A 25,463-nucleotide genomic window follows, 5' to 3' on the forward strand; every position below is an offset into this window, starting at 1 on the left:
CCTATTTTTGACATACAGACACCTTTTTGTGCCTATAGATATAAAAATGTGAAATAATTAAGGGCTACCATTGTTTTTCAACATAGAAGACACCCCATGCAAAAGTTACCAGGAAGCCGGTATTCACAACAATATTCATCAGGGTTTTGGACACCGTAGAGAAATTAAGAACGCTCATTTTCATGGCATATATCCCCTCTTGGCTTTCCTCTATCTTCTGCCAGCGCAGGGCATCCAGATTGAGTGCCCGGATCGAGAGGCGGAACCGGAGATTTTCCTGAATGACATTTCCCAGCTTGCTCTCCGCCTGCTTCAGCGCTTGATTTAATCTCCTGAACCGGCGGAAATAGAGTTTGGAGAAAACCATCAGCGGAGAAATAGCCAACAGCAAAACAGCCAGCATCGGATCCATCCACCACAGGAAACCGGTAGCTGCCAGAATCCGCAAGACCGTAACCAAGGCAGCTATTGCCGAGTTTCCGACAACCTGCACCACGTCTTGACAGTCGGTCTGCACCCGTACCATGATGTCGCCTGTATGCCAATTTTTTGTCAGTCCCCAGGTAGCCCGCATCTGTGTGTACACCACTTGATCCTGAAGGTTGATCAACATGCGCGCGCGCGTCCGCTCGTTCAGCCAGGCCGCGTATAGACTGATCCCCATACCCAATGCCACGCTGCAGACTGCATACACTAAAGCCCCTTTCATGGCGGCCGTATCATTTGCAACGGCATAATCTATGGTTCTTTTCGACCACCAGATAAATAACAGTCCTAAGGCAAGCGTCAGCAGTTCGAGCACGAAATACAAAAACAGTTGTGCACGATAGGGCTTTGCAAACCGCCAGGCCCATTTCGTGTGATATGTGAATGTTCCTTCCAACGTGCGGTACTAACGGTGTATTTTCGAAAAACAAATCGTAAAGGGAGACCAGAACGTCTCTCCCGGCGCCAGCCGGAACATGCTGCTGGAACGGTGAAAAAATTTACGTACACGCTCACTTTTCTTAAGATGACCGACTTTCTTTTCGTCGTCTGTATCATACATACCGAAATTCCCGCCCCGTAAAATATCCTCCATCATCCAATCCGCCCGGCTGTCGGCGGGCTGATGGTCGAACGGGAGCTTTCCCCGATCGAGTCCTATATAATTTACCAGGACATCATGTAAACTATAAATCCATTTCAACATTCCTAATTTTCGGTACGTGTCCTTCAGTGTCACGGGATCCAGCTGCTGGCCTACAGCATCATACAGCCGTGCTGCATCACATAGCTGCCGGACACCGACCCCGTACACCACCATATGCTTTAAAATATGGGCATTAATCAAAATAATATTCTGAAAGGGATGGGGCACGGAAGTAGGAACACCCTGAAAAATTACCTGTTGGGGAGCATAAGCTCTCCGCTGGGACAAATTCGTCAAAAAACGCTGCACCAACGGATTGCGCAGCTCGATAAGCGCCTGATGGTGCTCCACTTCGCATCCTTTCCATTTGTACGATGAACTATAGCCATGTCCGAATTTAAACTCCTGCCCATGTTGCTGCATCAACAGCGCCGCCTTTTTATATTCGTCCTTACCGCCAAAGTACCAGTCGATGTCGCCGCAGCATCTGCTCGAGGGCCGATCGTAAAACTGTGCTACCCCCTGCCCTTTCTGCAATATCGGATGCAGCCCGTGTTGTGTAAAGAAGGTCACCTGATCGGCGATGATACCATTCATCCATGCGTTCCGCTCCTCAATTTGCTGCAGACGGGCTATCCACTTCATCAGAAAGCCTTTCGGAGGCAATGCTTCGGCGGGCAGCTGCTGCAGTCCGTCACACACGACACCTTCTACCGTCTGGAGAGCCGACATCTTATACAACTTCGCCCAGTCGTCGGACGTTAGTGGCTTAAACAGCGTAGGATCAGGCTTACGGCTCCACAAACCACTCTGCAGCGCTTCAAAAAATGCACGCGTGATCGCGTGGTTCAACGAACGCTCTTCTCTCATCAATCCACTATCAGTCCCTGACCACGGAAATGCTGCAGCAATGCCGCGGCATCTTTCTCAGCCACTTCTCTTTCTACCTCATAGTTGTCAATGAGCAGATCCACAACCGTATCGTTGTCAAACTCCCGGCCATCCAGTTCTTTCCATAAAAAAGCCGCCGTATCGTTTAAGGTAAACACAGTCGATAGGTCGACCATTCCCTGGCTTGGTTCCACAATAATATGTTCATTTCCGACCTTTCTAAGGGTCACATCATTTCGTAGCTTCATATTTCGTTTATTTCTTTCTACTCAGTAAATTGAATATCCCCGCCCAGACACGGCGCAATGGGCGCACGTAATACCAGGTGAGTGCCAGCCTCCGACGCCATGGCGTTCCAATAGCCGACACCTCAGAATCCCTCGCTACACCTGTGGCAAGGCCAAGCAACTGATCGAATCGGACGTACTCCACCTGTCCGAGATTATTATCCCCGGCCAGACGGACCACACCGTTTCCAACGCCGACAATCCGATGAAGTACGCAGCCATTTTTCCACTCGCCCAACACCACCGCGCCCGCCTTTATATGGCTATCTTCCATTGGCTCGATGACCACCTCCTCCCCGTGTTTTAGGAAAGGTGACATGCTGCCGCCAATGACACGGATTTTCACACGGTTCCCCGCACGAAGAGACTCCTTAACGGCATCAAAAAACGATTCGTTATCCAGTTTCAGCGTATCCCTCACATGTCTTTTCATAGTCGTACCGACCTTTATAGCCGTGTTCCGTTTATTTTGCTGAATTTACTAAATACTTACGAAAGTTCATAGCGACAAGTCCCCGTCTAGATTTATAATTCCCATCCTTTCTATCGCCGGCGTTGTGAGAATTATGAAGGTGCTACGACACACGCTGGAGCAGATAACGCAATGTAACATCGAGCGGCGCGTCCTTGAGCAGCACCTTATTATGCTTATCCAGCAAGAAGACTGTCGGATAAGCCTGTATATTATATAGCCCCTTACGGATTACTTCGCCTTTGTCATCAAAACCATTAGTCCAGTTTGCAGGAATATTAGACTCGTAATCCTCCCATTGGCTCCGATCGCCCTGCGGACAGATTGCTACCACCTCCAGTTGGCCACGTTCCACCAGCATATTCGCATCACGCGAGCTGATCAGATCTTTCAGCACCGCTGCGCAATGGGAGCAGGTCGGATCGTAAAACAGCAACATTTTGTAGTCGGCCTTTCCTTCATGCAGCTGACGCCGTTCGCCCTTGGCGCTGACATAGGAAAAGTCCGTCGCCGTTGTCCCGGGCTGGTTTTTACGCACCAGAACGGGTGGTTAAATCCATTTAGCTAGCAGGAGCGCTTAAAAAAAAGAAGGACAAATCAATCTGTACCTTCTCATCCAAAATTCCATAACATCCCTTTAGATACCCGTCCCACTTTCAGAGCGGCTTTTCATCAAGGCTTACTTTTCCTGAAAAATTTCTTTTGGATTTGTAACAGCGGAGCGATACATTTACACTAATTTAAAATAAGTCCAAATAAGAGTAAGATAAAAAAAAAACATAACTTTTATGCGAAATATACTATACATCCTCTGCCTGCTTCTTCCGCTGGCCACGCTTGCCCAACAAAAGACCGAGGTTTCGGGAAGAGTGCTCACTTCCGATGGACGACCTGCTGAAGGGATCACCGTCAGACTAATGCCTCATGGACAAACCTCGTTCACCAACACCAACGGCCGTTACGTCTTTAAGGACGTCACCGAAGGATCTCATACACTCTCTGTCTCCGCCGTGGGTTTACAGGCCAGAAACAGCACAGTTGAAGTAGCGGGGAACAAAACAATGCTTCCAGATATCCACCTCTCCGAAAGCAGTGCCGCGCTAGAAGAAATCGTGGTTATTGGTAACATCAATAAATATACTCGAAAAAGTAGTCCCTACGTTGCGAAAATGCCGCTCAAGAACCTTGAAAATCCACAGTCGTATACCGTAGTCACGAAGGAGCTGTTGCAAAGCCAGGTAAACACAAACTTTGATGATGCTTTAGCCAACGTGTCGGGTGTTGATAAGCTCTGGGGGGCCACAGGCCGTCCCGGCGACGGCGTTTCCTATTATACGCTCCGCGGATTTTCCACCCAGGCGTCTATGGTAAACGGGGTCGTCAGTATCAGCAGTACGAGTCCGGATCCCGCCAATCTCGAAACGATTGAAGTCATCAAAGGCCCCTCCGGGTCGCTTTACGGTGGCGCAGCCATTGGCTTCGGCGGATTAATCAACAATGTAACGAAAAAACCGGTAGACACGCTAGGCGGACGCATAAATTATATCTTCGGAACGTTCGGCCAACACCGCCTAACGGCTGATGTCCATGGGCCCTTGGCTGGTAACAACAAGCTCCTTGGCCGTGTAAACGCCGCATATACGCACACCGGAACCTGGCAGGACGCAGGATTTAACAAATCTTTTTTTGTAGCCCCTTCCTTGTTATACAGACCCAATGAGCGTCTGAACCTCCATCTGGAGGCCGAGATATTCCAGAGCAAGGCCACCAATCCGCTGATGGTATTCCTAAACCGCGCACGTCAGCTCTACGCCCGAACCCCCGACGAGCTGCAGTTTGATTTTAACAAGTCGTATACCAACAGCGATGTCACTTTTCAAACGCCTGCCACCAATCTCCGTGGGACGGCCACATACCGGATCAACAGCAGCTGGACATCGAATACTACGCTTAATTACAACCGCCGTAAGTCCGACGGCTATTTCCAATATGTGATGTTCCTGCAGCCCGGCAATGATACCTTAATCAACCGCTTTGCCGCCGACCAGGATTATGTGGCTAAAACCGTCAATGCACAGCAAAATTTTGTCGGCGACTTCCGGCTCGGCAATATGCGCAACCGCATATTGATCGGCGCTGATTATCTCTTCCAGCAGGCAGAAACACACAATTCGCCGTACGTCCTCGTCGATCAGATCAACACCTCTTACGACGACCCCGATTATTATAAATTCAACGCAGCGAGCATCGACGCTGCCATTGCAGCATCCAACGGGGCTGAAACAAACAACCGTAGCCGCTCGCAGGTCTTTGGTGCTTACGTCTCAAACGTACTGGATATAACACCTAGCCTTCACGCACACCTGGCCCTTCGCATGGACTATTTCGACAATAAGGGTACCCGCGACTTCGACCGCGACACCACGACCGGAACATTTAGCCAAACGGCGTTCTCTCCCCGCGTAGGGTTGGTTTATGAAGCGGTCAAAAACAAGATCTCACTTTTTGCCAACTACCAAAATGGATTTAGAAATGTCGCTCCGGTGGTCCAGCCGCTGCCGGATGTCTCGGGCGACTTCAAGCCACAGCAGGCCGAACAATGGGAGGCGGGTATTAAAACCAGCCTGCTCAACAACCGCCTTGATCTGACGGCTAGCTATTACGATATCACGGTTAGCAATATGACCCGCCCCGAGTCTATTGAGCACGATGGGCAAACCTACAACATCACGGTTCAGGATGGAACACGGCTGAGCCGCGGCGTGGAACTAGATCTTACTGCAGCTCCGGTTGATGGCCTGAACATTCTTTTAAGCTACAGCCACAACTACAGTAAAACCACAAAAGCAGCGCCAAGCGTTAATAATTTACGTCCTACAGAGGCCGGGCCGAAGAATTTATTCAATGCATGGCTACACTATACCCTACAGCGTAGCGCGATCAAAGGTCTCGGCCTCGGTATAGGGGTTAACCATGCCGGAGAAAACATCATCACAAACAGTGTACCGACCGGCATCTTTACGTTGCCCTCTTACACCTTGCTGAATGCAAGCATATCCTACACGTACAAAAACTATGAGCTAGCCATCAAGGGAAATAATCTGACGGATCGAACATACTTTAAAGGGTGGAGCACGGTTAATCCGATGATGCCGCGCAACATATTGGGCAGCATCGCTTATCGGTTTTAAGCACATGACGACGCGACACCCACAGCGGTAATGACATCCCCACGAGGCTTAAGGTTTGCTTTACAAAAACGGACAAATCGATATAACCTAGACATGTTGAAGGTACAGCGAGTGTACCGGGAGTGTACGGGGAGTGTACGGAAAAGGTACTAAAAAGGTACTGGAGAGGTACTAGAGAGGTACTAAAGAGGTACTGGAGAGGTACTGGAGAGGTACGGGCGCAGACTGAGCCCGTACCTTCTTCGTATCTCGTTATCAGCGCTACCGTAGAGAAACAGACTTGTAAAGTCGTTAATTGGTGAAGTCGTTGATTTGCAAAGTCGCAAAGTCGTTGATTTGTGAAGTCGAGAAGTGAGAGGCTAATAGCTGATGGCAGATGGCTATTAGACGTAAAGTCGTTGATTTGTGAAGTCGTTGATTTGCAAAGTCGCAAAGTCGTTGATTTGTGAAGTCGTGAAGTGAGAGGCTAATAGCTGATGGCTAATGGCAGATGGCTATTAGACGTAAAGTCGTTGATTTGTGAAGTCGTTGATTTGCAAAGTCGCAAAGTCGTTGATTTGTGAAGTCGAGAAGTGAGAGGCTAATAGCTGATGGCAGATGGCAGATAGCTGATGGCTATAAGTCAACAGCCACAAGCCTACACTACTCAATACTCACTACTCAATACTCACTTCTAATATCTTACTTCTCACTTCTAAAATGTAAAGTCGTTGATTTGTGAAGTCGTGAAGTGAGAGGCTAATAGCTGATGGCAGATGGCAGATAGCAGATGGCAGTTAGCTAATGGCAGATGGCTATTAGACGTAAAGTCGTTGATTTGTGAAGTTGTGAAGATGTAAAGTCGTGGGCCTAAGCACAACAATTGACCTCGTAGAGGTCATATTTCAATAGAAAACCGTGTATCCAATTACACGACCCTGACGGGGTCGAATAAAAAGCCTGTTGTTTTTGATAGCAACGACCGTCATCCAACCATTCTAATCCATCTAACTATTCTAACTCCTAACCCCTAACTCCTAATAGTAGCCGTAAAGCCGTTGAGTTGCTGATTCGTAAAGCTAAGACCTAACTCCTAATCCTAGTTTCTCCCATCTCACGTCTAATTTCTCACTTCTCAAATCTAATTTCTAACTTCTAACTTCTAAGATCTCAATACTAACTACTCAATACTTAGCTAAGCGCGCAAACATCTCTGCCATGGCAAACTGATCCAATAGCCATCGCTTGCCCGACGATTCCACCGACTTGGTCCAATCTCTTCCGAATAGACCGCTGTTATCGCGCATATCATCCCATGCATAATCTAAATTAGCTTTAAACGCATCAATATAGCGTCTATCCTTATCCTGGTGGTATAATTCTATGTAGCCACGGAGCATAATGGCTATAAACCAGTTGTCGCTTCTCTTTAATCTTGGATAGCTTGATTTGGCTTTGCCACCTCCATCACGTTCAAAAAAATAAGCTAATCCAGCTGCCGCAGATTCCTGCGCGTCCTTCAGGTACTTTTTTTCCTTTGTCAGCTTATAAAGCAGGGCTCCTGCCTGCACCATCTGCCCCGTATTGTACGGGTATTTTGCTTCCTGAACCTTTCCGGCCAGATTGATATTGTCCCAATACAGATAATCGTCCGGATCCTGCAGATGCTTCTTCGTCCAATCGTATAAAGCTATTGCCTCCGACAGATAATCTTTGTTACCGGTCGCCTGGAAGAGCTTGAGCAAATACACAACGGCGGGTGCATTTGAACAGGTATTCTTCGATTCCTTGCGTTGTTCACACCAGTAAATGCCGCCGCCAAGCTTATCGTCCATACCGCTGGCTACAAACGACCATATTTCTACAGCCTTATCCAGATAGGCTTGGTCCTTCGTGCTCAGGAAGAGGTCTACGAAATCGATGCCCAACCAGATGTTATCATCGTAAAATCGGTCGGATAGCGGCGCGCTGTTAACATAAGATGCATAAGCCGCAGGTTGCCGCGTGTCGTAATAGTTTTCAAGACCCGGCAGTACAACGTCGTCAATGTGCTTTCTGATCGCGGGGTCTCCCGACTGCTCAAACAACGCGACATATGCTGAAAGGCTCCCCGAAAACGGCCATAGGTACGAGTAAGGGTTAGACTTTTTTTCATTCTCCCCTCCGCCAAGGTAATTGGCGCTATACGTGTCGTCATACGGGTAAGTCTCCCGGAAGAGGTTCTTGCCGTCCGGCACGCCATACAGCTTCGCTATTGTACCAAGGCTTTCCTCGGCGCGCTGGTAGTTTGCTGTCCGTTTTTGAGCGAAGGTTCCCGTCGCCAGCAATAGTGCCGCGCTCAGTCCTATTGCTTTTATTACTATATTTTTCATGGTATCAGGTTGTTGTCAATTCCATTTACTGACATACGATCAATAAATAACTTCAACCAAAATACATATTTTCCGTGAGATTGTTCACTGCATCATTTGGGTTTCCGGGTTAGTGCGAGCAAAACGTCACGCAACAGGTTGAAAAGTGTACGACTTAGCGTGCTATCACAAAAAAAGAGCGTGGTATCTAAAGCCACGCTCTCTTTCTTTCCGTCCGACTATCTGTTTTAGTTTTGCGGATTCTATAGAAATTCGCAATAAAAAATGTCGGTTAGTTACCTTACTGCCGCAATAATAATAAAAAAAACAAACTTACCACATTATTAAAGCAGATATTAAACAAAAACTCCATCAAAGTTTCATCCTGTCAACCCTGTTGATATCGCAACCCTTTCCGGGAATAAGTCGGATATACGTCACCACTTTACAGCGAATCTCTTCATTAAACGGTTGCTTTAACACTTTTTGGTAAGATTCTTGTTACACACAGAAAGGTTTAGAAAGACATCAACAATCAACCGTAAAATATCTACGACAATAAACATGTATTTGCAGAAAAATAACGCTAAAAAAATGAAAAAAATCCTTCTTTTAGTCCTGACACTGTGTAGTTATCACGTCACGTTTGCGCAGTTCTCACGCCCTGTAAGTGTGGGGGTCGGTGCAGGCACCGCATTCAACCTAACGGACCTTGCTACGGTAGACTACCGCTTTGGAGCGCATATCGACGTAGATTATCTTATTACCCCGTTTATATCGGCTGGTCTACACGTGCAAAAAGGCACGCTCAGTGGCTATCGGATGGAAAGCGACTTCGAGAACAGCTACTTCACTTTCAACGGAAACGCAAAGGTACGACTAGGCCAATTCTTAGCAATACCTGATAACTACAGCTATTATAATTTACAAGCCAACACCTTTCACAAGATACTATCCAATGTATACGTAGGTGCTGGTATCGGCGCTATAAAAAACGACATCCAACATACTATTGCGCCAGACTATCGCGATGCCATAGCAAGTCAAGGCGGTGAGATCGAACAGAAATTAGACGGCTTCGAATTGCTTATCCCCATCAATATAGGTCTCGATATACCTTTTGGACGCACCTTGTATGGTCCGAAGTGGGCGATTAATCTCAACTATCAGCACAATCTTACCACCAACGACAATCTAGACGGTGTAATCAACCGCAACAACGATCACTACGGTTATATCTCGCTAGGCGTGAAGTATGGCCTATTCCAACGGAGATAATCGACATACCAGGTAACAATATGCATAACATAACGACGATCATAATGAAAAGACAGCTCCTAAAGTTAATACATAATGCAATCTGCATGGCTATTCTGATTAGCTTTGTCGGTTGCAACTCATCCGAAAATCTATATAAGGCCCCCAAAGTATCTGCCTTCCGCGGCGGCAAGCTTCCTCCTCCGCCGGGAATGGTATACGTACCGTCGGGAACCATCTTATTCAAAGGTTCCTTAGACAGCGGTAACGTGGGAAAAAATATCAGTCTAAGCGCCTTTTTTATCGACGAGACCGAAGTCACGAACAAGCAGTACCGGGCATTTGTCAATTGGGTAGCTGATTCGGTAGCCATAACCGACTTTTTAAACGACGATCAGTTTTTCCTTGATGTTGCCAGCGAAGACGGTGAAGGCCGGCGGATCAACTGGAAAAAGGTAAAGAAAATCTCCCCAATCTGGCAAAGCAAAGATCCCGCTATTGTCGAGAAGCTCGGCCCAATGATTACAACGAGAGGATCGCGGAGAGCGCTTAACCCCGAAGTTGTCAAATACCGTTTTTCCTACCTGAAGACGAAGGGCAACCTGAAACAGGAATATGTGACGGATACCGTTCCGGTAATGCCGACAGAAGACATTTGGTCAAAAGATTTTCCCAACGCCCAGCTAACCTCCCTAGACGCCAACTACTTCACCCACGAGTCGTTCGACCACTACCCTGTGGTGGGGGTCACCTGGCGGCAGGCAAGGGGTTACGCGGACTGGCGGGGTAAAGAAATGATGGCTAATCTGATGAAAAATTCTTACCTCAGTGGCTACCAGCTCACATTTAGTCTTCCCACAGAAGCGCAATGGCAATATGCTGCAGAGGGGAAACTCGATCCGCGCGACACCATAGCCGGCAGCAAGCTGACCATCGATGCAGAGGAGGGAAAACAGAAGCTGGCCGTTAACTATAAGCAGGGCGAAGGAACGTACTCGCGGGACGGCGCAACGTTTACCGTTCCGGTTAAATCCTATACCCCAAACGCTTTCGGTATCTACAATATGGCCGGAAACGTGGCCGAGTGGACGCTGGATGCGTATAGCCCATCGGCTGTTGCATTTGTCAACGACCTCAACCCTGTGCTCTTATATGATGCCGACGAGCGCGATGCGGATGCCCTGAAGCGCAAGGTGATCCGCGGCGGCTCGTGGAGTGGTAACGGAGAGCAGCTGAACAGTGAAACCAGGGGCTATGCAGTAGATTACGAGCCACATTCTTATGTAGGCTTCCGTTGCGTTATGTCGGCCTTTGAGCTTCCTACGGCACAGAGCAAGACACGTAAATATTGATTTAACAAAACAAGACAAAGAAAGATAGTGTGCTTACTTTAAACATTAGAGCAATGAAGACATGGATGATAGTGGCGGCCATCGCTTTCGGCACCTTACCGGTTGCCGCCCAGATAGATACGATACCGGTGCGGACGCAGATTGACACCGCACTACAACAACTGGACACGACCACTGGTCAGGCAGCCCGCATCCCGCAGCAGCAGGGCGAAATTTTGATGGACACCATCCCGACCATGGACGGCTTCTATCAGGTTAACAATCTGGAAGACGCAGTACCTTTCGCTTATCCCGAGGTCAACCTCAAGAATATCCGGTTCTATAAGCGCGTTTGGCGGGACATTGACCTTAAAGACGAACGCAACTACATCTACGCTATCCCCGGAAACTCGTTGATGGAGGTCATTATGAAGGGCATACAAGCCGGAAAGCTGACGCCATATAGTCCTGAGGACGATTCCTTTAAGGGCAAATTGTCGGCTAAGGACGGTATGGCCCGTTTTGCGGACAGCGTGCTGGTTCCGATCTTTGACGACGAAGGAAATCAGATCGATTCCAGGATGGCGCTGAATGAATTCAACCCAGAGCGCGTTACGAAATTCCGCATCAAAGAAGATATTTTCTTTGACAAACAACGTGGCCGACTGGAAACGAGGATTATCGGTGTAGCCCCCTTGATGGATATTACGACGTCGTCCGAACTGGCGGCTTCCGTCGGATCCACCCCTGCCTTTTGGTTATACTTTCCGCAGCTGCGCTACAGCCTCGTAAAGGTGGATATATCCGATCCGGACCGGGGACTCTACGATATGACCATGGACGATCTGTTTGTCCAACGTAAGTTCGCAAGCAAAATTGTCCGGGAATCATCGCCGGGAATGCTACAGCAGGCCAAATTAGCGGAAGAAGGTGCCTTGCAGACGGACAACTCCCAAGAACTTGAAGACAAGCTTGAAGCTTACAAAAAGCGGCTCTGGACAGCTCCCAAAGGGGTGAACGAAAAAACGCTTGAGGGGTACGAGCAGGACGTAAAACAGGCCGAAGAAGAAGAACGCCGCCGGCGTCAGGAGATTGAAGAGTCGCAACGCATGCAAAATCAGCAGGAATCGCAAGAACTGGAGCAAGGTACTGGAACCATGGAAGAAGGTACAGAGACCGATAGCTAATGGCAGATGGCTATTGGCAGATAGCTAAAAGCTATAGGCCAACAGCCGTAAGCTAAAAGCCGTACAGTCGTTGATATGTGAAGTCGCATATTCGCAAAGTTGCAAATCCGCAAAGTCGCTAATAGCGATTAGCCGATGACTATTAACCGTGGGTCTAAGCGTAAAGATTGACCTCGTAGAGGTCATATCCTGATAGCTAATGGCAGATGGCTATTGGCAGATAGCTAAAGCTATACGCCAACAGCCATAAGCTAAAAGCCGTACTGTCGTTGATTTGTGAAGTCGTAAAGTGAAAGGCGAATGGCAGATGGCGGATGGCAGATGGCTATAAATCGTGAAGTGGTTTTTGATAGCAACGAGCGTCATCTAACTATTCTAACCCCATCTAACTATTCTAACTCCTAACCCCTAACTCCTAATAGTAGCCGTAAAGCCGTTGAGTTGCTGATTCGTAAAGCTAACAGCTAACACCTAATTTCTGACTTCTAATCACGAGAAACGAATCGCGATCTATCCCCTAACTACTAACCCCTAACATCTCACTTCTCAAATCTCACTTCTGATTTCTAATGGCAGATGGCTATTGGCAGATAGCTAAAAGCTATACGCCAACAGCCATAAGCTAAAAGCCGTACAGTCGTTGATTTGTGAAGTCGTAAAGTGAAAGGCGAATGGCAGATGGCGGATGGCAGATGGCTATAAATCGTGAAGTGGTTTTTGATAGCAACGAGCGTCATCTAACTATTCTAACCCCATCTAACTATTCTAACTCCTAACCCCTAACTCCTAATAGTAGCCGTAAAGCCGTTGAGTTGCTGATTCGTAAAGCTAACAGCTAACACCTAATTTCTGACTTCTAATCACGAGAAACGAATCGCGATCTATCCCCTAACTTCTAACTACTCACATCTCACTTCTAATATCTCACTTCTCAATACTAACTTAATTTGCCGTCAGCGCTACCGCGTTAAGCTGCCGGGGCGAACCATCAGGGCCAACGGCAATGATATTATCAAAAATCACACGGGTTCCCGGACCAATACCGTTCAGTGCGGCCTTCATGGCCGAGCTAAGCTGTCCACCGGAAGTAGACAGGACAATTGCGTCCGCCCGGGGTTTCGCGACGATCATCGAAAACTTCGTCACCTTAAAAGAAGCTTCAAAGTCAAAGTTTTCCAGCTTTGCAAATACCGCGTTCTGCGCTTTCAGAGCCACAGTAGCCATCGATCCGCCGGTCTTTCCTCCAAACTGGGCTATCGGATCGGGAATACGCTTCACGCGGAACTCGGTTGTACTCAAGGTCTGTGTTTTACCCGGCGCCACTTCGGCCGCTACGGAAATACGTGCAGTGCCCGGCGAGCTCACCCGGACATTATACTTCCCGCCCGACCCACTGATGCTTCCGCCGCTCATACTTACCTTTATTTTGTCCGTTGGCGTACCCGGCGCAGATACCGATATAGGATTGTTAACGCCGATATACAACACATTCATCTTGTCCGGCGACACCACCGCCGAAGGTCTTGCCACCTGATAGGTTTGTTCGGGGGTTCGATATTCCTTGTAGGATCCATCAGTCTGTTTTACGCGGATAATCCCTGACCATTTAAAAATACCTTCTCTATTGGTTGGCACGCGGTATATCCCTTTGCCGTCGACGACCTCCAGATTGGTACCATTGACACTGATCGCGGGCTGCGACTTAGAGTCCGATGCCGTCAGGAATACTTCGGCACTATACGGCTGTCCCTGTATTAAATACGATGTAGGCGCCACGGCAACCGCCGAAAACCTGTCCAGGTTGACCACTGCCTGATCCATCTTTCCCAATATCAGCTTCACGACATCCGATTCGGCATTCTGTGCATCGGTCTGTATTTTCGTCAGAATGGTCATCGCTGCGGTCAGGGGTGTCCCACTGCCGAAGTTAATCTCCTCCCACCGGCGCTTACCGTTCACCGCCTTGTCCGGATCGTTAGCCTCCAGCGAGAAAGAAACCGACTTTTGCTCCTCTGGTGTCAATAAAGCAAGCAATTTCTGCCGGGTACCGTTTATTTTTTTCTTTAGTTCTTCGCCTTTCTTCCCATTAATCATCATATTGGGGGCGATGTCTTCGTTCTCCCGCATTTTCAGGTCGCCCGTCTTCTCATCAATTCCGCCGCCCTGTTCGACAAACTCCTCTTTAATACCATCGATATATTGGTTGAGTTCCGCAATAATCGCCTGTGCCTGTTTTGCTTTTTCGTATATAGGTCGTGCACGTGCGGGCTCATCTTTGAGCTTCGTACTCTCAAACGCTGTAAACAATTGCTGCACGGAATTGTTGACGTTCGATTTCGATGTTTCTAAACTGTTATTAATATTTTTAAAAGCGTCCAATATAGAGTCCGGTACATTTAAGGCCAGCAAGGCCAGCAACACCAGATACAGAATATTGATCATCCGTTGCCTTGGTGTCTCTCTTCCTAATGCCATTTCGTTCAATTAAAGTTTAACATGGATGAATTACACACGAGGCTGGTTCATTGCACTCAACATATTACCATAAACAGCATTCAACGCGTTCAGATTTTTAGCCAGTTTACCGACCTCTTCTTTAAATGCTCTCGAATCATCTAACGACTCGTTGAAGTTCTGCATGGTACTGCTCAGATTTTCGTAAAATCTGTTCATCGACTGCAAATGTGCCGCAGAGTCCTGCAATTCACGCTCGTACATCGTATTGAGTCGCTGCAGATTTCCTGTAAGCTGGTGAACCTGTTCGTGGTAGTTGGGCACGTCGGCATTAGAACGCGACAACGCCACGAGGTTTGCTGATGCCTTCTCAAACTCCGCGCTGAGCGTATCAAATTTAGATGTAGCAATACGCAACTTCTGCGTGAATTCGTCGGTAGCGACCGACACATCCGACAGCTTGTTAATAGCAGACACCTTTTCGCCAAAATCGCGGAGTCCTTGTCCCAGCCGTTCAATCGACGATGCTTCGATGTGTGCGTCGGCAAACATCTTGTCCAGCGCAGCAGTAGCCGAAGGCCCGGTCTGTACATCTTTTACGACCTGCATAGACCGGTTAGGCAGCTCTCCCTGATAACTGTCGTCCAGTTCCGGATACACCCGGCTCCAGTCCGGCTCCTTGGGCGGCGGGTTGAATCCCATCAAAAAGAATAAGAAAGCTTCGACCGCAAGTCCTATCCCGATCATGTAGTTAGCCGTAGTTCCCCCGATGTGCAGGATCTTAAATAATACACCAACAATTACGATACTAGCTCCCCAGGAGATAGCAACATGAAGCCACCTAGAATTGTCTTTTTTCGTACTCATAATTTAATTTCAAAGATGATGTTTAAGTTGTTTTCCATTAATGTTTAGTTCATTAACGATGTAATGTTTAGAAACTTGTATGGGTGAAGCAAAAACTACGCCGAATATATATTAGATTTGTTACAATTAGGTTTAAGCTTTCGTTAACAACTGAAATTCAAGCCGCAAAGGGACCCCGAGGCTGAACCAGATAAAAAAAAGGTAAAATGCCTTTGCTACAATTTTGGAAAGCAGGCAACAACGGTATTAATCCCAGGTCGAGTAAAGAAACCCTAGATGTCGGATGTTTATGGAATACGGATATTTTCTCTTTTTTATACGCTCCCTGTCGGTACGAGCTCAGAACGCACAAATCTCTATATATACGAAATGTATAACGCCTTCTTCGCTGTCGTCCTAGGCTTCGACTGAGCCTGTACTGAGCCCGCCGAAGTGCTCAGCCCAACATTGCCGGAGGGTAAATAGGCGGCACCCCACAGCAGCTGCTCCTCCATTAAAAACCCGGACACACCCTGCACCCTCGCTGACAGACGGCGGGGAAGGGGTATCCAGATATCACCTGACGGCAGTAGGAACTTTTACTTCGTCGCCGATGATGACATCATTGAACACAACATGTTCAGCGTTGCGGAAACTGAGCGCCGTCGTACATGAGTCGATGTAAACGCGCGACAGATGCACATCCCGAACTTTTTTCGTGGGGTATCCCTGGATGACGAGACCAGCATGGCTAGCAGACCGGCAGGTTAGGCTATCGATATGGATGTCCCGGATATCGGTTTCGAAGCCCTCCCCTTCACCATGATAGTGTGACGTAATGAAGAGCAGGTCTTCAACACCTTGAAATGCTACGTTGTTCACGTATATATCGCGGATATAGCCGCCCCGATCCGGGTTGGATTTAAGATAAACGCCCCGCTTGCAGTATCCGGATGCCACGCAATTTTCGACGTAAACGTGTTGTACGCCCGCGGACATCTCGCTGCCAATCACAACACCGTGAAGCCCTTTAAACCGGCAGTTCCGGATAATGATATTTTCAGAAGCGGTGCCGACCTTACGGCCTTCGTGGTCGCGCCCCGCCTTTATGGCGACATTATCGTCTGCGTTATTGAAGTCGATATCTTCGATTAACACGTTTTTAGCATATTCGGGGTCAAAGCCGTCATTGTTCTTGTTGAAGGCATCGAATTTAACCTTTCTGGCTGTGATATTCTCCGACTTCAACAGGTGCACACACCAGAACGGCGAATTTCGGATGGTTATCCCTTCTATAAGAATGTTCCGGCATTCGAAAAACTGAATAAGCTGAGGGCGAAGGTAATGTCCCTCCCCAAAAATACGGTCCTCTACCGGAACACCCTCATGATTCATCTTCCGGCTGAGCTGTTGGCTTGGCTTTTGCTTGTCATACCATCGACTGAAGCCTGCCTCTCCATTGCCGTCGATAGTGCCTTCGCCTATAATGGAGATGTTCTCCTGCTGGTAGGCGTAGATTAAGGGGCTGTAGTTGTACAGTAAAGTTCCCTCCCAACTCGTTGGGACAACCGGCAGGTAGTCTGCTGGATTCGTACCGAACACGATCTTAGCGCCCTTCTGCAGGTCTAAACATACATTGCTGACCAAGTGTATCGGCCCATTGACGACATAGATGCCCGGCGGCACGACAATCCTCCCTCCTCTTTGTTCCTTGCATAGCTGCAGCACGCTGTCGAATACCGCTTTATTATCCGTGAGCGAGTCTCCCACTGCGCCATAATCGGTCAGCGTCAGGACGTTACCTGGAATCTGCGGAACCCGGATATGTGTCAGAATTTCTGCGATCTTCTCTTCCCGGCTACCATTTTCTTTTTGTATGTTGTTACATCCCATTAATAAAAAGATACTCAGCGAAAAAACAAAAAAGTAGAATCTTGTTAGATGGCCCTCCATAGGAACGTTCGGTTTATTGTTAGCAACAATACGAAGTTAAGAAAATTATTAGAAGTTAGATGTTAGAAGTGAGATTTGAGTAGTGAGTATTGGGTAGTGAGTAACGTAGGCTTATAGCTGCTATATGCCATTTGCTATATGCCATCGGCTATTAGCCTCTCACTTCACGACTTCACAAATCAACAACTTTACGGCTATTAGCTATCTGCCATCCGCTAAAAAACCGACCTATCGCATCTTATCGATCCACGATAATACTTCAATCGCTAACTAGGAAGCTTCAGAAATTGTCCTTAATTTTGGGGTGGAGATTAAAATAACTGGTCAATTCTGTAGCATACTGCGTAGCAATTGTTATCGATAGGCCGGTAGCAGGCATTTTAAGCTACTTTCTTTTAAGCTGAGCATAAGCCTTCAAAGACTGGATTACGCAATACTGCTCTTCCAGCCACACGAGGCATACTTACAAGAGGTAGCACGTCGCCTGTTTATTGTTTCCGGCTCGCACCGACGAACGGACAAACCGGCAATACATCAGCACGCCATAACATAGCTCTAAAGGGCTTTTAGGCGTTTGCCTGCGCCCCTATCATCCGGGCAATACGTCGCCATACGGTGCTACAAATATAACAAGTTGTAAGAATATAACAAAAAAGTTTTATCAAATTTTTCATACAGATACAAGAAATGGGCAAAGCGACGGACCGGACACTCGCCAAAAATATTGCAAACCGTATTGATGAAATCTTGCAGAAAACAGGAATGACTGTTGCCGGACTAGCTGCTTTCACGAAGGTCGGCGCCAGCTCACTCCGTAGCTATCAGCGCGGCTCCCTGCCCATCTCCGTGGAAACCGTTTTCAAAATCTGCACGCCCCTCGCTATCCCGCTGACCGACTTCTTTGACTTCCACCAGCCGCTCCGCATCGACGTCGACAAACTCACCAAACTCCAGACATTCAGGAGCCAGTCTCTATCGGCATCATCAGGTTATTTTCAGGAAGAAAAAAAGCATTTTGTCTCCAAACCAACCAGTACGGGCAGGAAACGCGAGCGCGATTACATCGCTTACATTATTTTTCACACAGATTATTTTGCCACGCCACGCACCGTCGCACAGATGCTGACCGACTTTGCCCACGAGCATGACCTGCACCTGGAATCGGGCCGGCTATACGAGCTCTTGAAGAAGTATGTTGGCACGGCATTAAAACGTCGCCCCGTCCTCCGTGTCAAAAACGACGAATCAACATCCAAGCGGACAATCTTCCTTTATAGTAAAGCGTAGCTCACGGCCGCGTGCTACCAGAGCTTGCTCTTTCCAGTAAGGTTACCCAATCGTTTGCTTTCACCTGCATATTTGAAGAGACGTTTTACTTTTCTATTTTCGCCTGTAAAAATCGACGGTTATTAATTTTCCGCCTTATTCAGCACATTTGTAGGGAGTGCACATTATACATTGCAAGACTTGGAACAAATTGTTAAAAGCTAACCAGTTCTATCGGTCCTGAAATAAAACAAAACATAATTGCGCGCTACTTGTTGTAACAGTAGCGCCGTCATCAACAATGGATACTCTTCCGGACGGGCCCTCGCACAAATGGAACACTGTTTTATGAATATAATTAAGCTACCATGATTACTGTAGGAATAATCGATAGGGATGAGCGGGCTAGGACGACGACCAAACAGTACCTGGCCGAAAACGGTACCGACGCAAAACAAGTGGTACACATTATATTTGATTGGAGCACGATAGACAACGGACCGGATCCGAAGCTCCGCCAACCCGACATCCTGATTCTGGACATCGAACAGCAGCAGCCACGCATTATAGAACAGGTAAAGAGCATATTCCCGTCGTCTGAAATCATTATCCTAACAAGTCAGCAAGACCTGAATGTTGTCCGCTCGTGCTTTCGCCAAGGTGCGGTCAGCTTCTTAACCAAACAGACGGGCTTTCCATATCTGCCCTTGGCCATCGACGTGACTCTTAATCAGGGCTCTTTCATTAGCCCACGCATTAACCGGGCTTTGATCAATCAAGCTGCCGCCTTCAGGAAGTTTGAAGATATGCTGACCGCGCGGGAACTGCAGGTAGCAAATGGCATCGCTGCCGGGCTGAGCTATAAGATGATAGCAGATCAATACAAGATATCGCTGGACACCGTGCGGGTTTACATTAAACGGGTATACAGAAAGCTCAATATTAACAGCAAAGGAGAGCTGATGTCTCATTTCTCGGCAGCAACAGTCTAAGAAACATGTACCGGTATTGGAAGCGGAGTAATATCCTCCGTCGAATTCACATAATGACTACGATTCAGGCAGATCCCTAAACATAATACGATTGTAATGAAATACCCCGGCCGTTGGCCAGGGTAGTCGAACTATATCCGTAAAAATAGTACGACGTAAAATTTCATAGGTAAAAAAGTTCACGTCGGGTTTACACCTCCAGCATGTCGCTGTTTAAGCTACCGTTGTTAAATTAGCTTCTCGGTTCATAACAGACAGGAGTATACTATCTTCTATATTATGGATTTAGTTTTTAAAGCCTTCGTGCCCTCGTAGAATCGCGTTGGCATTCTAAATTTCATAACTTCCACCCCTATCTTCATTATCAAAATTCCGCTTTCTTTCCGAAAGAAACAAGTTAGCCCCGTCACATAAAGATGTTATATTATTCGTGATCGGAAGTTAGAAGTGAGAAATCAGAAGTGAGAGGCTAGCGGTTAGATCGGTTTGCTTCGCAGCTGCCTTCGGCGGTCGTCGTTCCTCTGCGCGATGACGTTGCTTTGCGATTCATAGTAGGAGCTCGGACCTTTACGAATCAACGACTTTACACCTTCACGATTCTCTCACCTATCAACCTCATTTAACTCCATTTCAAAAATCAACGCCTTTACGGCTTACAGCCACCCGCCATTAGCTATTAACTTCTTACTTCCAACTTCACCTCCCTACGCAGGTCACGAATTCACGCCTTGTAGTAGAATATCTACAACTTTCCAAACTTTTTTCCTCATTACTACATTCTTTCTTAGCTTAGGTTAAGATTTTACTGCCAGCACTTAGCGCGTCGACAGGGACCCTGCTTCTGCTATTGGAAAACAAATAATACGGCATTATGGAGTTCGGCATTCACCGCGTAGTAGGTAAAGAATACACGTTTGTACGGACAGATTATCCGACGGCCATGCGCGATTATATGCTTCTTTTCATACCAGACGAGGGATGTAGCCTTCTGATTGATGGGAGTCTTATCGAAGTCGAAGCCTATAATTTGGTCCTCGTTGCCCAGGACGTCCAAATCAAAAGCAACGAAGACGAAATTAGGCCCTTTTTCTTGATCTATTTTTCCGAACAATTCTTCAGCAGAACAGATGCGGATAAGGCTTTTTTGCAGAACCTTAAATCGTTCAGAAGGCAGGAATATAGCTATCGGCTTTTGCCTGTCTCCCCACAGTATGCCTCTTATTACGAATTTATCGGGTTGCATCTTGAACGTGCAAAACAACATTACGACGAAGCTATCTATCGGGATTTAGCGCACAATATGATCAAACAGATCATGCTGCTGGCCGCAATTTACCTGGAAGAGAACCGCTCGGGCGGCCTCCTCAACCAAAATGCCGACACGCGGCTAATACGCCGTTTCCAGGATCTTGTTTCGCGTCACGTCAAACGTGAAAAGCAAGTGACCTACTATGCTGACGCCTTGTGTGTTAGTAGTAAGAAGCTTACAGAACTTTCGAAGTCTGTATTAGGTATGAGGCCTAAGGACGTTATTACCGAGGAACTCATCCGCAGTGCAAAAAAACTATTAGCAGAGTCGTCCATGAGTATCAAGCAGATAGCTTGGGAATTAGGGTATACCAATGAAAACAACTTTAGTTCTTTCTTCTCTAAGGCTTGTGGAGCTAGTCCAAAAGCCTACCGGAACCGATGGCAGCGTTAAACAAAGCACTTGCTTTTGCACGATTTTTTTTTTCGGTACGCGATTCTTATAAAGAATAAAAAGCTATATTTATGGTATCAGGAAGATACCTATGAAGAGAACAGCATTAGCTTTAGTACTTGGGTTAGCGGGCATGAGCGTATACGCACAAAGCAGTGTCAAGGTAAACCTCGTACTGCATCACGTACAAAACCTGACCATTCATCCCGATCAATCGGAAGTCACGCTGGCTTACCATACAGCGGAAGACTACAGGAACGGGGTCGAATTGGTTCAAAAAGGACATTTAACCGTTTTCAGTACATCTGCATACGAAGTGAAGGTCAGGCTTACCAACCAAGAGTTTGTTAAGATAGGCACACCTGATGCGGAACACGTCTCCATCCCGCCGATCAAAGTTAAGGCGACAGCCCCCTCTGGCGGATTTTCCGAGGAACTCAGGCCGGCCTTCCTCACGCCGTATAATGAAACGATTATTTCCTCCGGCGGCCCTGCTTTTGAAGGGCTCTTCGATGTCACCTACCAAGGGCCTGGAGGCGATGAACTGGTAAAATACGCAGAAAAAAACAATACCGTCGCATTTACAAACGATATACTTTATAGCATCGAAACGAAATAAATGAGAAGTGAGATGTTAGAAGTGAGATGTTAGGGGTTAGTAGTTAGGGGATAGATCGCGATTCGTTTCTCGTGATTAGAAGTCAGAAATTAGGTGTTAGCTGTTAGCTTTACGAGTCAGCAACTCAACGACTTTCCATCTTTAATTTCTCATTTACTAACCATACCAACCTTATTAACCCTATCAACCTTATCTAACTTCACGTCACAAATCAACGGCTTTACATTTTAGAAGTTAGAAGTGAGAAGTTAGAAATTAGGGGTTAGGAGTTAGGAGTTAGGAATTAGGGGTTAGGGATACTTAGACCCACGGCTAATAGTCATCGGCTATTTGCGACTTTGCGGATTTGCAACTTTGCGAATATGCGACTTTACAAATCAACGGCTTTACATTTTAGAAGTGAGAAGTTAGAAACTAGGGGTTAGGGGATAGATCGTGATTAGAAGTCAGAAGTGAGAAATTAGTTAGCTATAGGTCATCTGCTAGCGACTTTGCAGATTCGCAACTTTGCGACTTTACGAATCAACGATTTCACAAATTATGGTATCGCCCATAAATTAATTCAACAACTTTTAACAAACAAAATCAACCCCTTACCATATGCGAGCTAGCCGTTGAGATGCTGAGCCTGCCTTTATCGCCGAACGTCGATCAATTAGCCTTTTTCAATCGAAAACCTTGATATAGATGCTTGTGGCGGAATATCTACAAATATTTTTAATCGCCTTTTTTCATACCTTATGGAAAGAAAATCATATTTTTTGTCAAGACACCCGCTATAACTTTGCAGTGTCTTAAAAGACATATAGATTGTAAATATCAACACCATATATTAACAAACCATTAAGATAATAAAATGAAAAAATTGATTTTAGCTGCTGTAGCATTGGTTATTACCTTTTCAGTAGCACAAGCACAAACCAGTACTAGCGGAGTAAAAGTAAAAGTAAATGTTGAGCTAAACCCATTTCAATCTATCGAAATCGGTAGTGGCGTAGTTCCGGGAGCGGCTCCTGCTGGCTATGATGATGCGGTGACGCTACGTTATAAAACAGCCGCCGACTATAAGCATGGTGTAGACACTTTGGTTCAAAGACAACTCAAGGTATCATCTGTAGGTTCGGGGTATCGTGTTAAGGCCGCTCTTTCCTCTGGCGGTAAATTTATAAAAGAGCTAGGAAATGGTCAAGCCGACTACGACGCTAGCCAGTTACTGGAGATTGCCGTAGGGGGCAAAGCATCACAAACAGCTGCAGCAAATCTAGACTTCGGTCCTTTTGGGCAAACAAGCGACGCCGGATCGTCGGTATTGGATCAAGAGCTCGACGTAAAATACATCGGTAAGCCACTTAACGAGGATACTGTCAAAAAACTATTGGGCAACGGAGGCAAAGATTCGAAAGCTGTTTATACCGTCGACGTGGTATACACCATTGCGGCCAACTAGCAGATCGCACGATTTCATACCAGATAAAGAAGCAAGTGTCGATGGTTGGCACTTGCTTTTTCGACATCCTTCAAAAACATTCGGTTGATCAAGACCCTGCTGGGCGAACAGACGCACCTACCGGTTTCGACAGCCTCATCCTTCTCTCCACAATGCCATGGCCCTTCTAAAGCCACTCTATCTACATTACGTCTATCATGAAGAAAGTTTTATTATTAAGCCTATTGGCACTCGCCGCGATCACGACGGCTATAGCACAAACAGGCCTTACGGTTGGCCCTCCCCGCGTATATTTTGTAGCCGACGCCGAACAGGGGCAAACCCAGTATATCGACGTCACTAATCCAAGCAAAGATTATACACTAGAGCTAGGCATCTCCTTCGAAGACTGGTCGTACTCGGAGTATGGAGACAACGTGCTTAGTGAAAAGGGCTCGTTGCCAACAAGTTGTGCCGACTGGATATCCGTATCGGAGACCTATTTCTCGCTAAAACCTGGAGAATCTAAACGTTTACAGCTAAATATGCAGGTGCCCTCGGATGCCAAATTTACGAGTGACTTTCCTATTCATACCACGATGTTGTTCGTCACGCAGCTAAACCCGAGAGCGCGAGAGGAGCGCGAGGGAGCGAATATCAGACTAGCTGTACGATCAGGCATCAAAATATACCACCGCTTCAATGGACGGGAGCAACCCGACCTCGATATCACAAACTTACAGTACCACCATATCGATAGTGTAGGCACATTTTTGGAGCTAAGCTACGACGTGACGGGAAACATCTGGCTGGAAGGTCGGGCGCGGGCCGAGTTTCTCAATCAGGAGACCGGCGAAAAGACGATTGTCGACAACCTTACGTTTTACTGCCTGCCTGGCGACAAACGCAAACAGTATATTGCTGTCCCAGACACGTTGACGACGGGCCAGTACCTTGCTTCGGTCTTGGTTTTTTACGGCGATCAGGAAGTTGTTAAAGTTGCAGAACTGGAGTTTGACTATGTGGCAAAAGGCTAGGACTATCGGATTATTTATCGGCCTGCTGCTGTATGCCATATCTTCAAGGGCCCAGCTCCGCTTTTCCGTATGGTCAGACAATTATTTCGAAGTGACTTCCTACTTAGGTCATACGACATCGGATCGCTTCAACACGTTTCAGTTTGATTTACATGGACAATATATACACCATCCCAACTGGTCTTTAGCAGTACGCCTATTAGCTCCTATACAAACCATTGCTGGCGGGCCCAATCGTAGCGGTAAGCCATTACCACCAGATAAAATCTCTTTTCAGTGGACGTCAGACAACAATAATCCGGCCTTCCGATTGGATGCCATCGGAGCCAGCCGCAGCCCCATCATTCTGCAGAACAGCAACGATGTTCTGCTCGTCGAGCGCAGCAAGCAGCCCATCAGCTCGCAGGGCAGTCATTATTCGCAATATCACCTGTACGGCGCTGTGACGGTCGCCCCCGGGAAATACTTAGACGACTACCTCAGCCCCAACCAGTATACTTATCTAAAATATCGAATCCCGCTCCTCTTTACGCTATACGACGAGCTCCGGAATGTTATCGGCACGCAGCAGGTCAATTACGAAATGCAGTTTCCTCCCAGTCTTACCGACGGGCACTTGGTCGATGCCGAGCCAGATTATAAACTTGAAGTCTCTGCGGAGAGCCCTAATTTACAGTTTCATACGCGAAACGATTACACCCAAGGGGTCAGCCTACAGATACCGAACGCGGTACAGGTAAACTCCATAACCGATTTCGAACTACATATTAAATCTGTCGACAGCGAGATATTGCGAGAGGGTGGCGGAGCGCTGCCACTTTCGATCCTGTCGGTACAGTTATCGCCCGCAAGCGGCGTAGTTGCCTTGAAATCGAGTCCCACGGTTGTATTGTCCACACGCGAACAGGTCGCCGTGGCATCAACGTCAAAAGATAAAACGCAGACACAGTATTTTAATGCCGAATACAAAGCCAGCCTTAGCCGCGACCAGGTGCTTCAAGCCAAGCCGGGCGACTATTCGGTTTCTCTGCTCTATTTATTGATGCCACGCTAGTGCCTCGTCCTACTATACAAATATGGAAGTTTATCT

The 25,463-nt window shown here is 47.1% G+C and carries 20 protein-coding genes; 11 read left to right on the top strand and 9 right to left on the bottom strand.

Translation table 11 applies throughout. The features are described from left to right. Nucleotides 1–64 precede the first annotated feature (64 nt). The 5 genes from BC792_RS17195 to BC792_RS17215 all read right to left on the bottom strand — a co-directional run bounded on the left by BC792_RS17195 (nucleotide 65) and on the right by BC792_RS17215 (nucleotide 3,320). Entirely contained in the window at nucleotides 65–883 is an 819-nt protein-coding gene (locus BC792_RS17195; RefSeq protein ID WP_148910259.1) for an ABC transporter transmembrane domain-containing protein, read from the bottom strand. Between the two features lie 9 nt (nucleotides 884–892). Further along, on the bottom strand, nucleotides 893–2,002 hold the full coding sequence (locus BC792_RS17200) for a nucleotidyltransferase domain-containing protein (protein ID WP_148910260.1): 1,110 nt from the start codon (nucleotides 2,000–2,002) through the stop codon (nucleotides 893–895). Further along, nucleotides 2,002–2,271 carry a PqqD family protein gene (locus tag BC792_RS17205; RefSeq protein ID WP_148910261.1) on the bottom strand — a complete coding sequence of 90 codons (270 nt, stop codon included), beginning with the start codon at nucleotides 2,269–2,271 and terminating at the stop codon, nucleotides 2,002–2,004. Before BC792_RS17205 ends, BC792_RS17200 begins: the two co-directional genes overlap by 1 nt. Nucleotides 2,272–2,278: 7 nt before the next feature. After that, entirely contained in the window at nucleotides 2,279–2,743 is a 465-nt protein-coding gene (locus BC792_RS17210) for a S24/S26 family peptidase (protein ID WP_148910262.1), read from the bottom strand. A gap of 142 nt (nucleotides 2,744–2,885) precedes the next feature. Further along, on the bottom strand, nucleotides 2,886–3,320 hold the full coding sequence (locus BC792_RS17215; protein WP_170250072.1) for a TlpA family protein disulfide reductase: 435 nt from the start codon (nucleotides 3,318–3,320) through the stop codon (nucleotides 2,886–2,888). 250 nt (nucleotides 3,321–3,570) lie between these two features. On the opposite strand from BC792_RS17215, the gene BC792_RS17220 reads away from it, so the two are divergent. Further along, a complete protein-coding gene (locus tag BC792_RS17220) occupies nucleotides 3,571–5,973 on the top strand; it encodes a TonB-dependent receptor (RefSeq protein ID WP_148910264.1) in 2,403 nt (800 codons plus the stop codon). A gap of 1,163 nt (nucleotides 5,974–7,136) precedes the next feature. Here the strand turns inward: BC792_RS17220 and BC792_RS17225 are convergent. Beyond that, nucleotides 7,137–8,324: a glycoside hydrolase family 76 protein gene (locus tag BC792_RS17225; RefSeq protein ID WP_148910265.1), complete on the bottom strand. Its 1,188-nt coding sequence runs from the start codon at nucleotides 8,322–8,324 to the stop codon at nucleotides 7,137–7,139. 573 nt (nucleotides 8,325–8,897) lie between these two features. On the opposite strand from BC792_RS17225, the gene BC792_RS17230 reads away from it, so the two are divergent. From BC792_RS17230 to porN, 3 genes are read left to right on the top strand one after another with little or no spacing between them, the layout of a single operon-like run. Further along, nucleotides 8,898–9,581, top strand: a complete 684-nt coding sequence (locus BC792_RS17230; protein WP_148910266.1) for an outer membrane beta-barrel protein — start codon at nucleotides 8,898–8,900, stop codon at nucleotides 9,579–9,581. Nucleotides 9,582–9,625: 44 nt separating this feature from the next. After that, complete coding sequence (gene porK / locus BC792_RS17235) at nucleotides 9,626–10,912, top strand: T9SS ring complex lipoprotein PorK/GldK (protein ID WP_170250073.1); 1,287 nt, start codon at nucleotides 9,626–9,628, stop codon at nucleotides 10,910–10,912. 53 nt (nucleotides 10,913–10,965) lie between these two features. Continuing rightward, nucleotides 10,966–12,078: a type IX secretion system ring subunit PorN/GldN gene (gene porN, locus BC792_RS17240; RefSeq protein WP_148910268.1), complete on the top strand. Its 1,113-nt coding sequence runs from the start codon at nucleotides 10,966–10,968 to the stop codon at nucleotides 12,076–12,078. 942 nt (nucleotides 12,079–13,020) lie between these two features. Here porN and porM read toward each other — a convergent pair. The 3 genes from porM to BC792_RS17255 all read right to left on the bottom strand — a co-directional run bounded on the left by porM (nucleotide 13,021) and on the right by BC792_RS17255 (nucleotide 17,271). Next, nucleotides 13,021–14,553 (bottom strand): type IX secretion system motor protein PorM/GldM, encoded by a 1,533-nt coding sequence (gene porM, locus BC792_RS17245; RefSeq protein ID WP_148910269.1) that lies wholly within the window; start codon nucleotides 14,551–14,553, stop codon nucleotides 13,021–13,023. A 30-nt stretch (nucleotides 14,554–14,583) separates the two neighbouring features. Continuing rightward, nucleotides 14,584–15,399: a type IX secretion system motor protein PorL/GldL gene (gene porL, locus BC792_RS17250; protein WP_148910270.1), complete on the bottom strand. Its 816-nt coding sequence runs from the start codon at nucleotides 15,397–15,399 to the stop codon at nucleotides 14,584–14,586. 555 nt (nucleotides 15,400–15,954) lie between these two features. Next, a complete protein-coding gene (locus BC792_RS17255) occupies nucleotides 15,955–17,271 on the bottom strand; it encodes a glycoside hydrolase family 28 protein (RefSeq protein ID WP_148910271.1) in 1,317 nt (438 codons plus the stop codon). A gap of 747 nt (nucleotides 17,272–18,018) precedes the next feature. Between BC792_RS17255 and BC792_RS17260 the strand changes: the two genes are divergently transcribed. From BC792_RS17260 to BC792_RS17290, 7 genes are all read left to right on the top strand, one after another. After that, a complete protein-coding gene (locus BC792_RS17260) occupies nucleotides 18,019–18,618 on the top strand; it encodes a helix-turn-helix domain-containing protein (protein ID WP_148910272.1) in 600 nt (199 codons plus the stop codon). Nucleotides 18,619–18,965: 347 nt separating this feature from the next. Continuing rightward, the gene (locus BC792_RS17265) at nucleotides 18,966–19,589 is read left to right on the top strand and encodes a LuxR C-terminal-related transcriptional regulator (protein WP_148910273.1); all 624 of its coding nucleotides are present in this window, start codon (nucleotides 18,966–18,968) and stop codon (nucleotides 19,587–19,589) included. Between the two features lie 871 nt (nucleotides 19,590–20,460). Further along, a complete protein-coding gene (locus BC792_RS17270; RefSeq protein WP_148910274.1) occupies nucleotides 20,461–21,291 on the top strand; it encodes a helix-turn-helix domain-containing protein in 831 nt (276 codons plus the stop codon). Nucleotides 21,292–21,382: 91 nt separating this feature from the next. Beyond that, the gene (locus BC792_RS17275) at nucleotides 21,383–21,910 is read left to right on the top strand and encodes a hypothetical protein (RefSeq protein WP_148910275.1); all 528 of its coding nucleotides are present in this window, start codon (nucleotides 21,383–21,385) and stop codon (nucleotides 21,908–21,910) included. Nucleotides 21,911–22,766: 856 nt separating this feature from the next. Next, complete coding sequence (locus BC792_RS17280; RefSeq protein ID WP_148910276.1) at nucleotides 22,767–23,357, top strand: hypothetical protein; 591 nt, start codon at nucleotides 22,767–22,769, stop codon at nucleotides 23,355–23,357. Nucleotides 23,358–23,554: 197 nt separating this feature from the next. Further along, entirely contained in the window at nucleotides 23,555–24,373 is an 819-nt protein-coding gene (locus BC792_RS17285; RefSeq protein WP_148910277.1) for a fimbrial biogenesis chaperone, read from the top strand. After that, the gene (locus BC792_RS17290) at nucleotides 24,357–25,427 is read left to right on the top strand and encodes a hypothetical protein (protein ID WP_148910278.1); all 1,071 of its coding nucleotides are present in this window, start codon (nucleotides 24,357–24,359) and stop codon (nucleotides 25,425–25,427) included. Before BC792_RS17285 ends, BC792_RS17290 begins: the two co-directional genes overlap by 17 nt. The last annotated feature ends 36 nt before the right edge of the window (nucleotides 25,428–25,463 follow it).

This window comes from Sphingobacterium allocomposti (assembly GCF_008124885.1).
GTDB classification, from domain to species: Bacteria; Bacteroidota; Bacteroidia; order Sphingobacteriales; family Sphingobacteriaceae; genus Sphingobacterium; species Sphingobacterium allocomposti.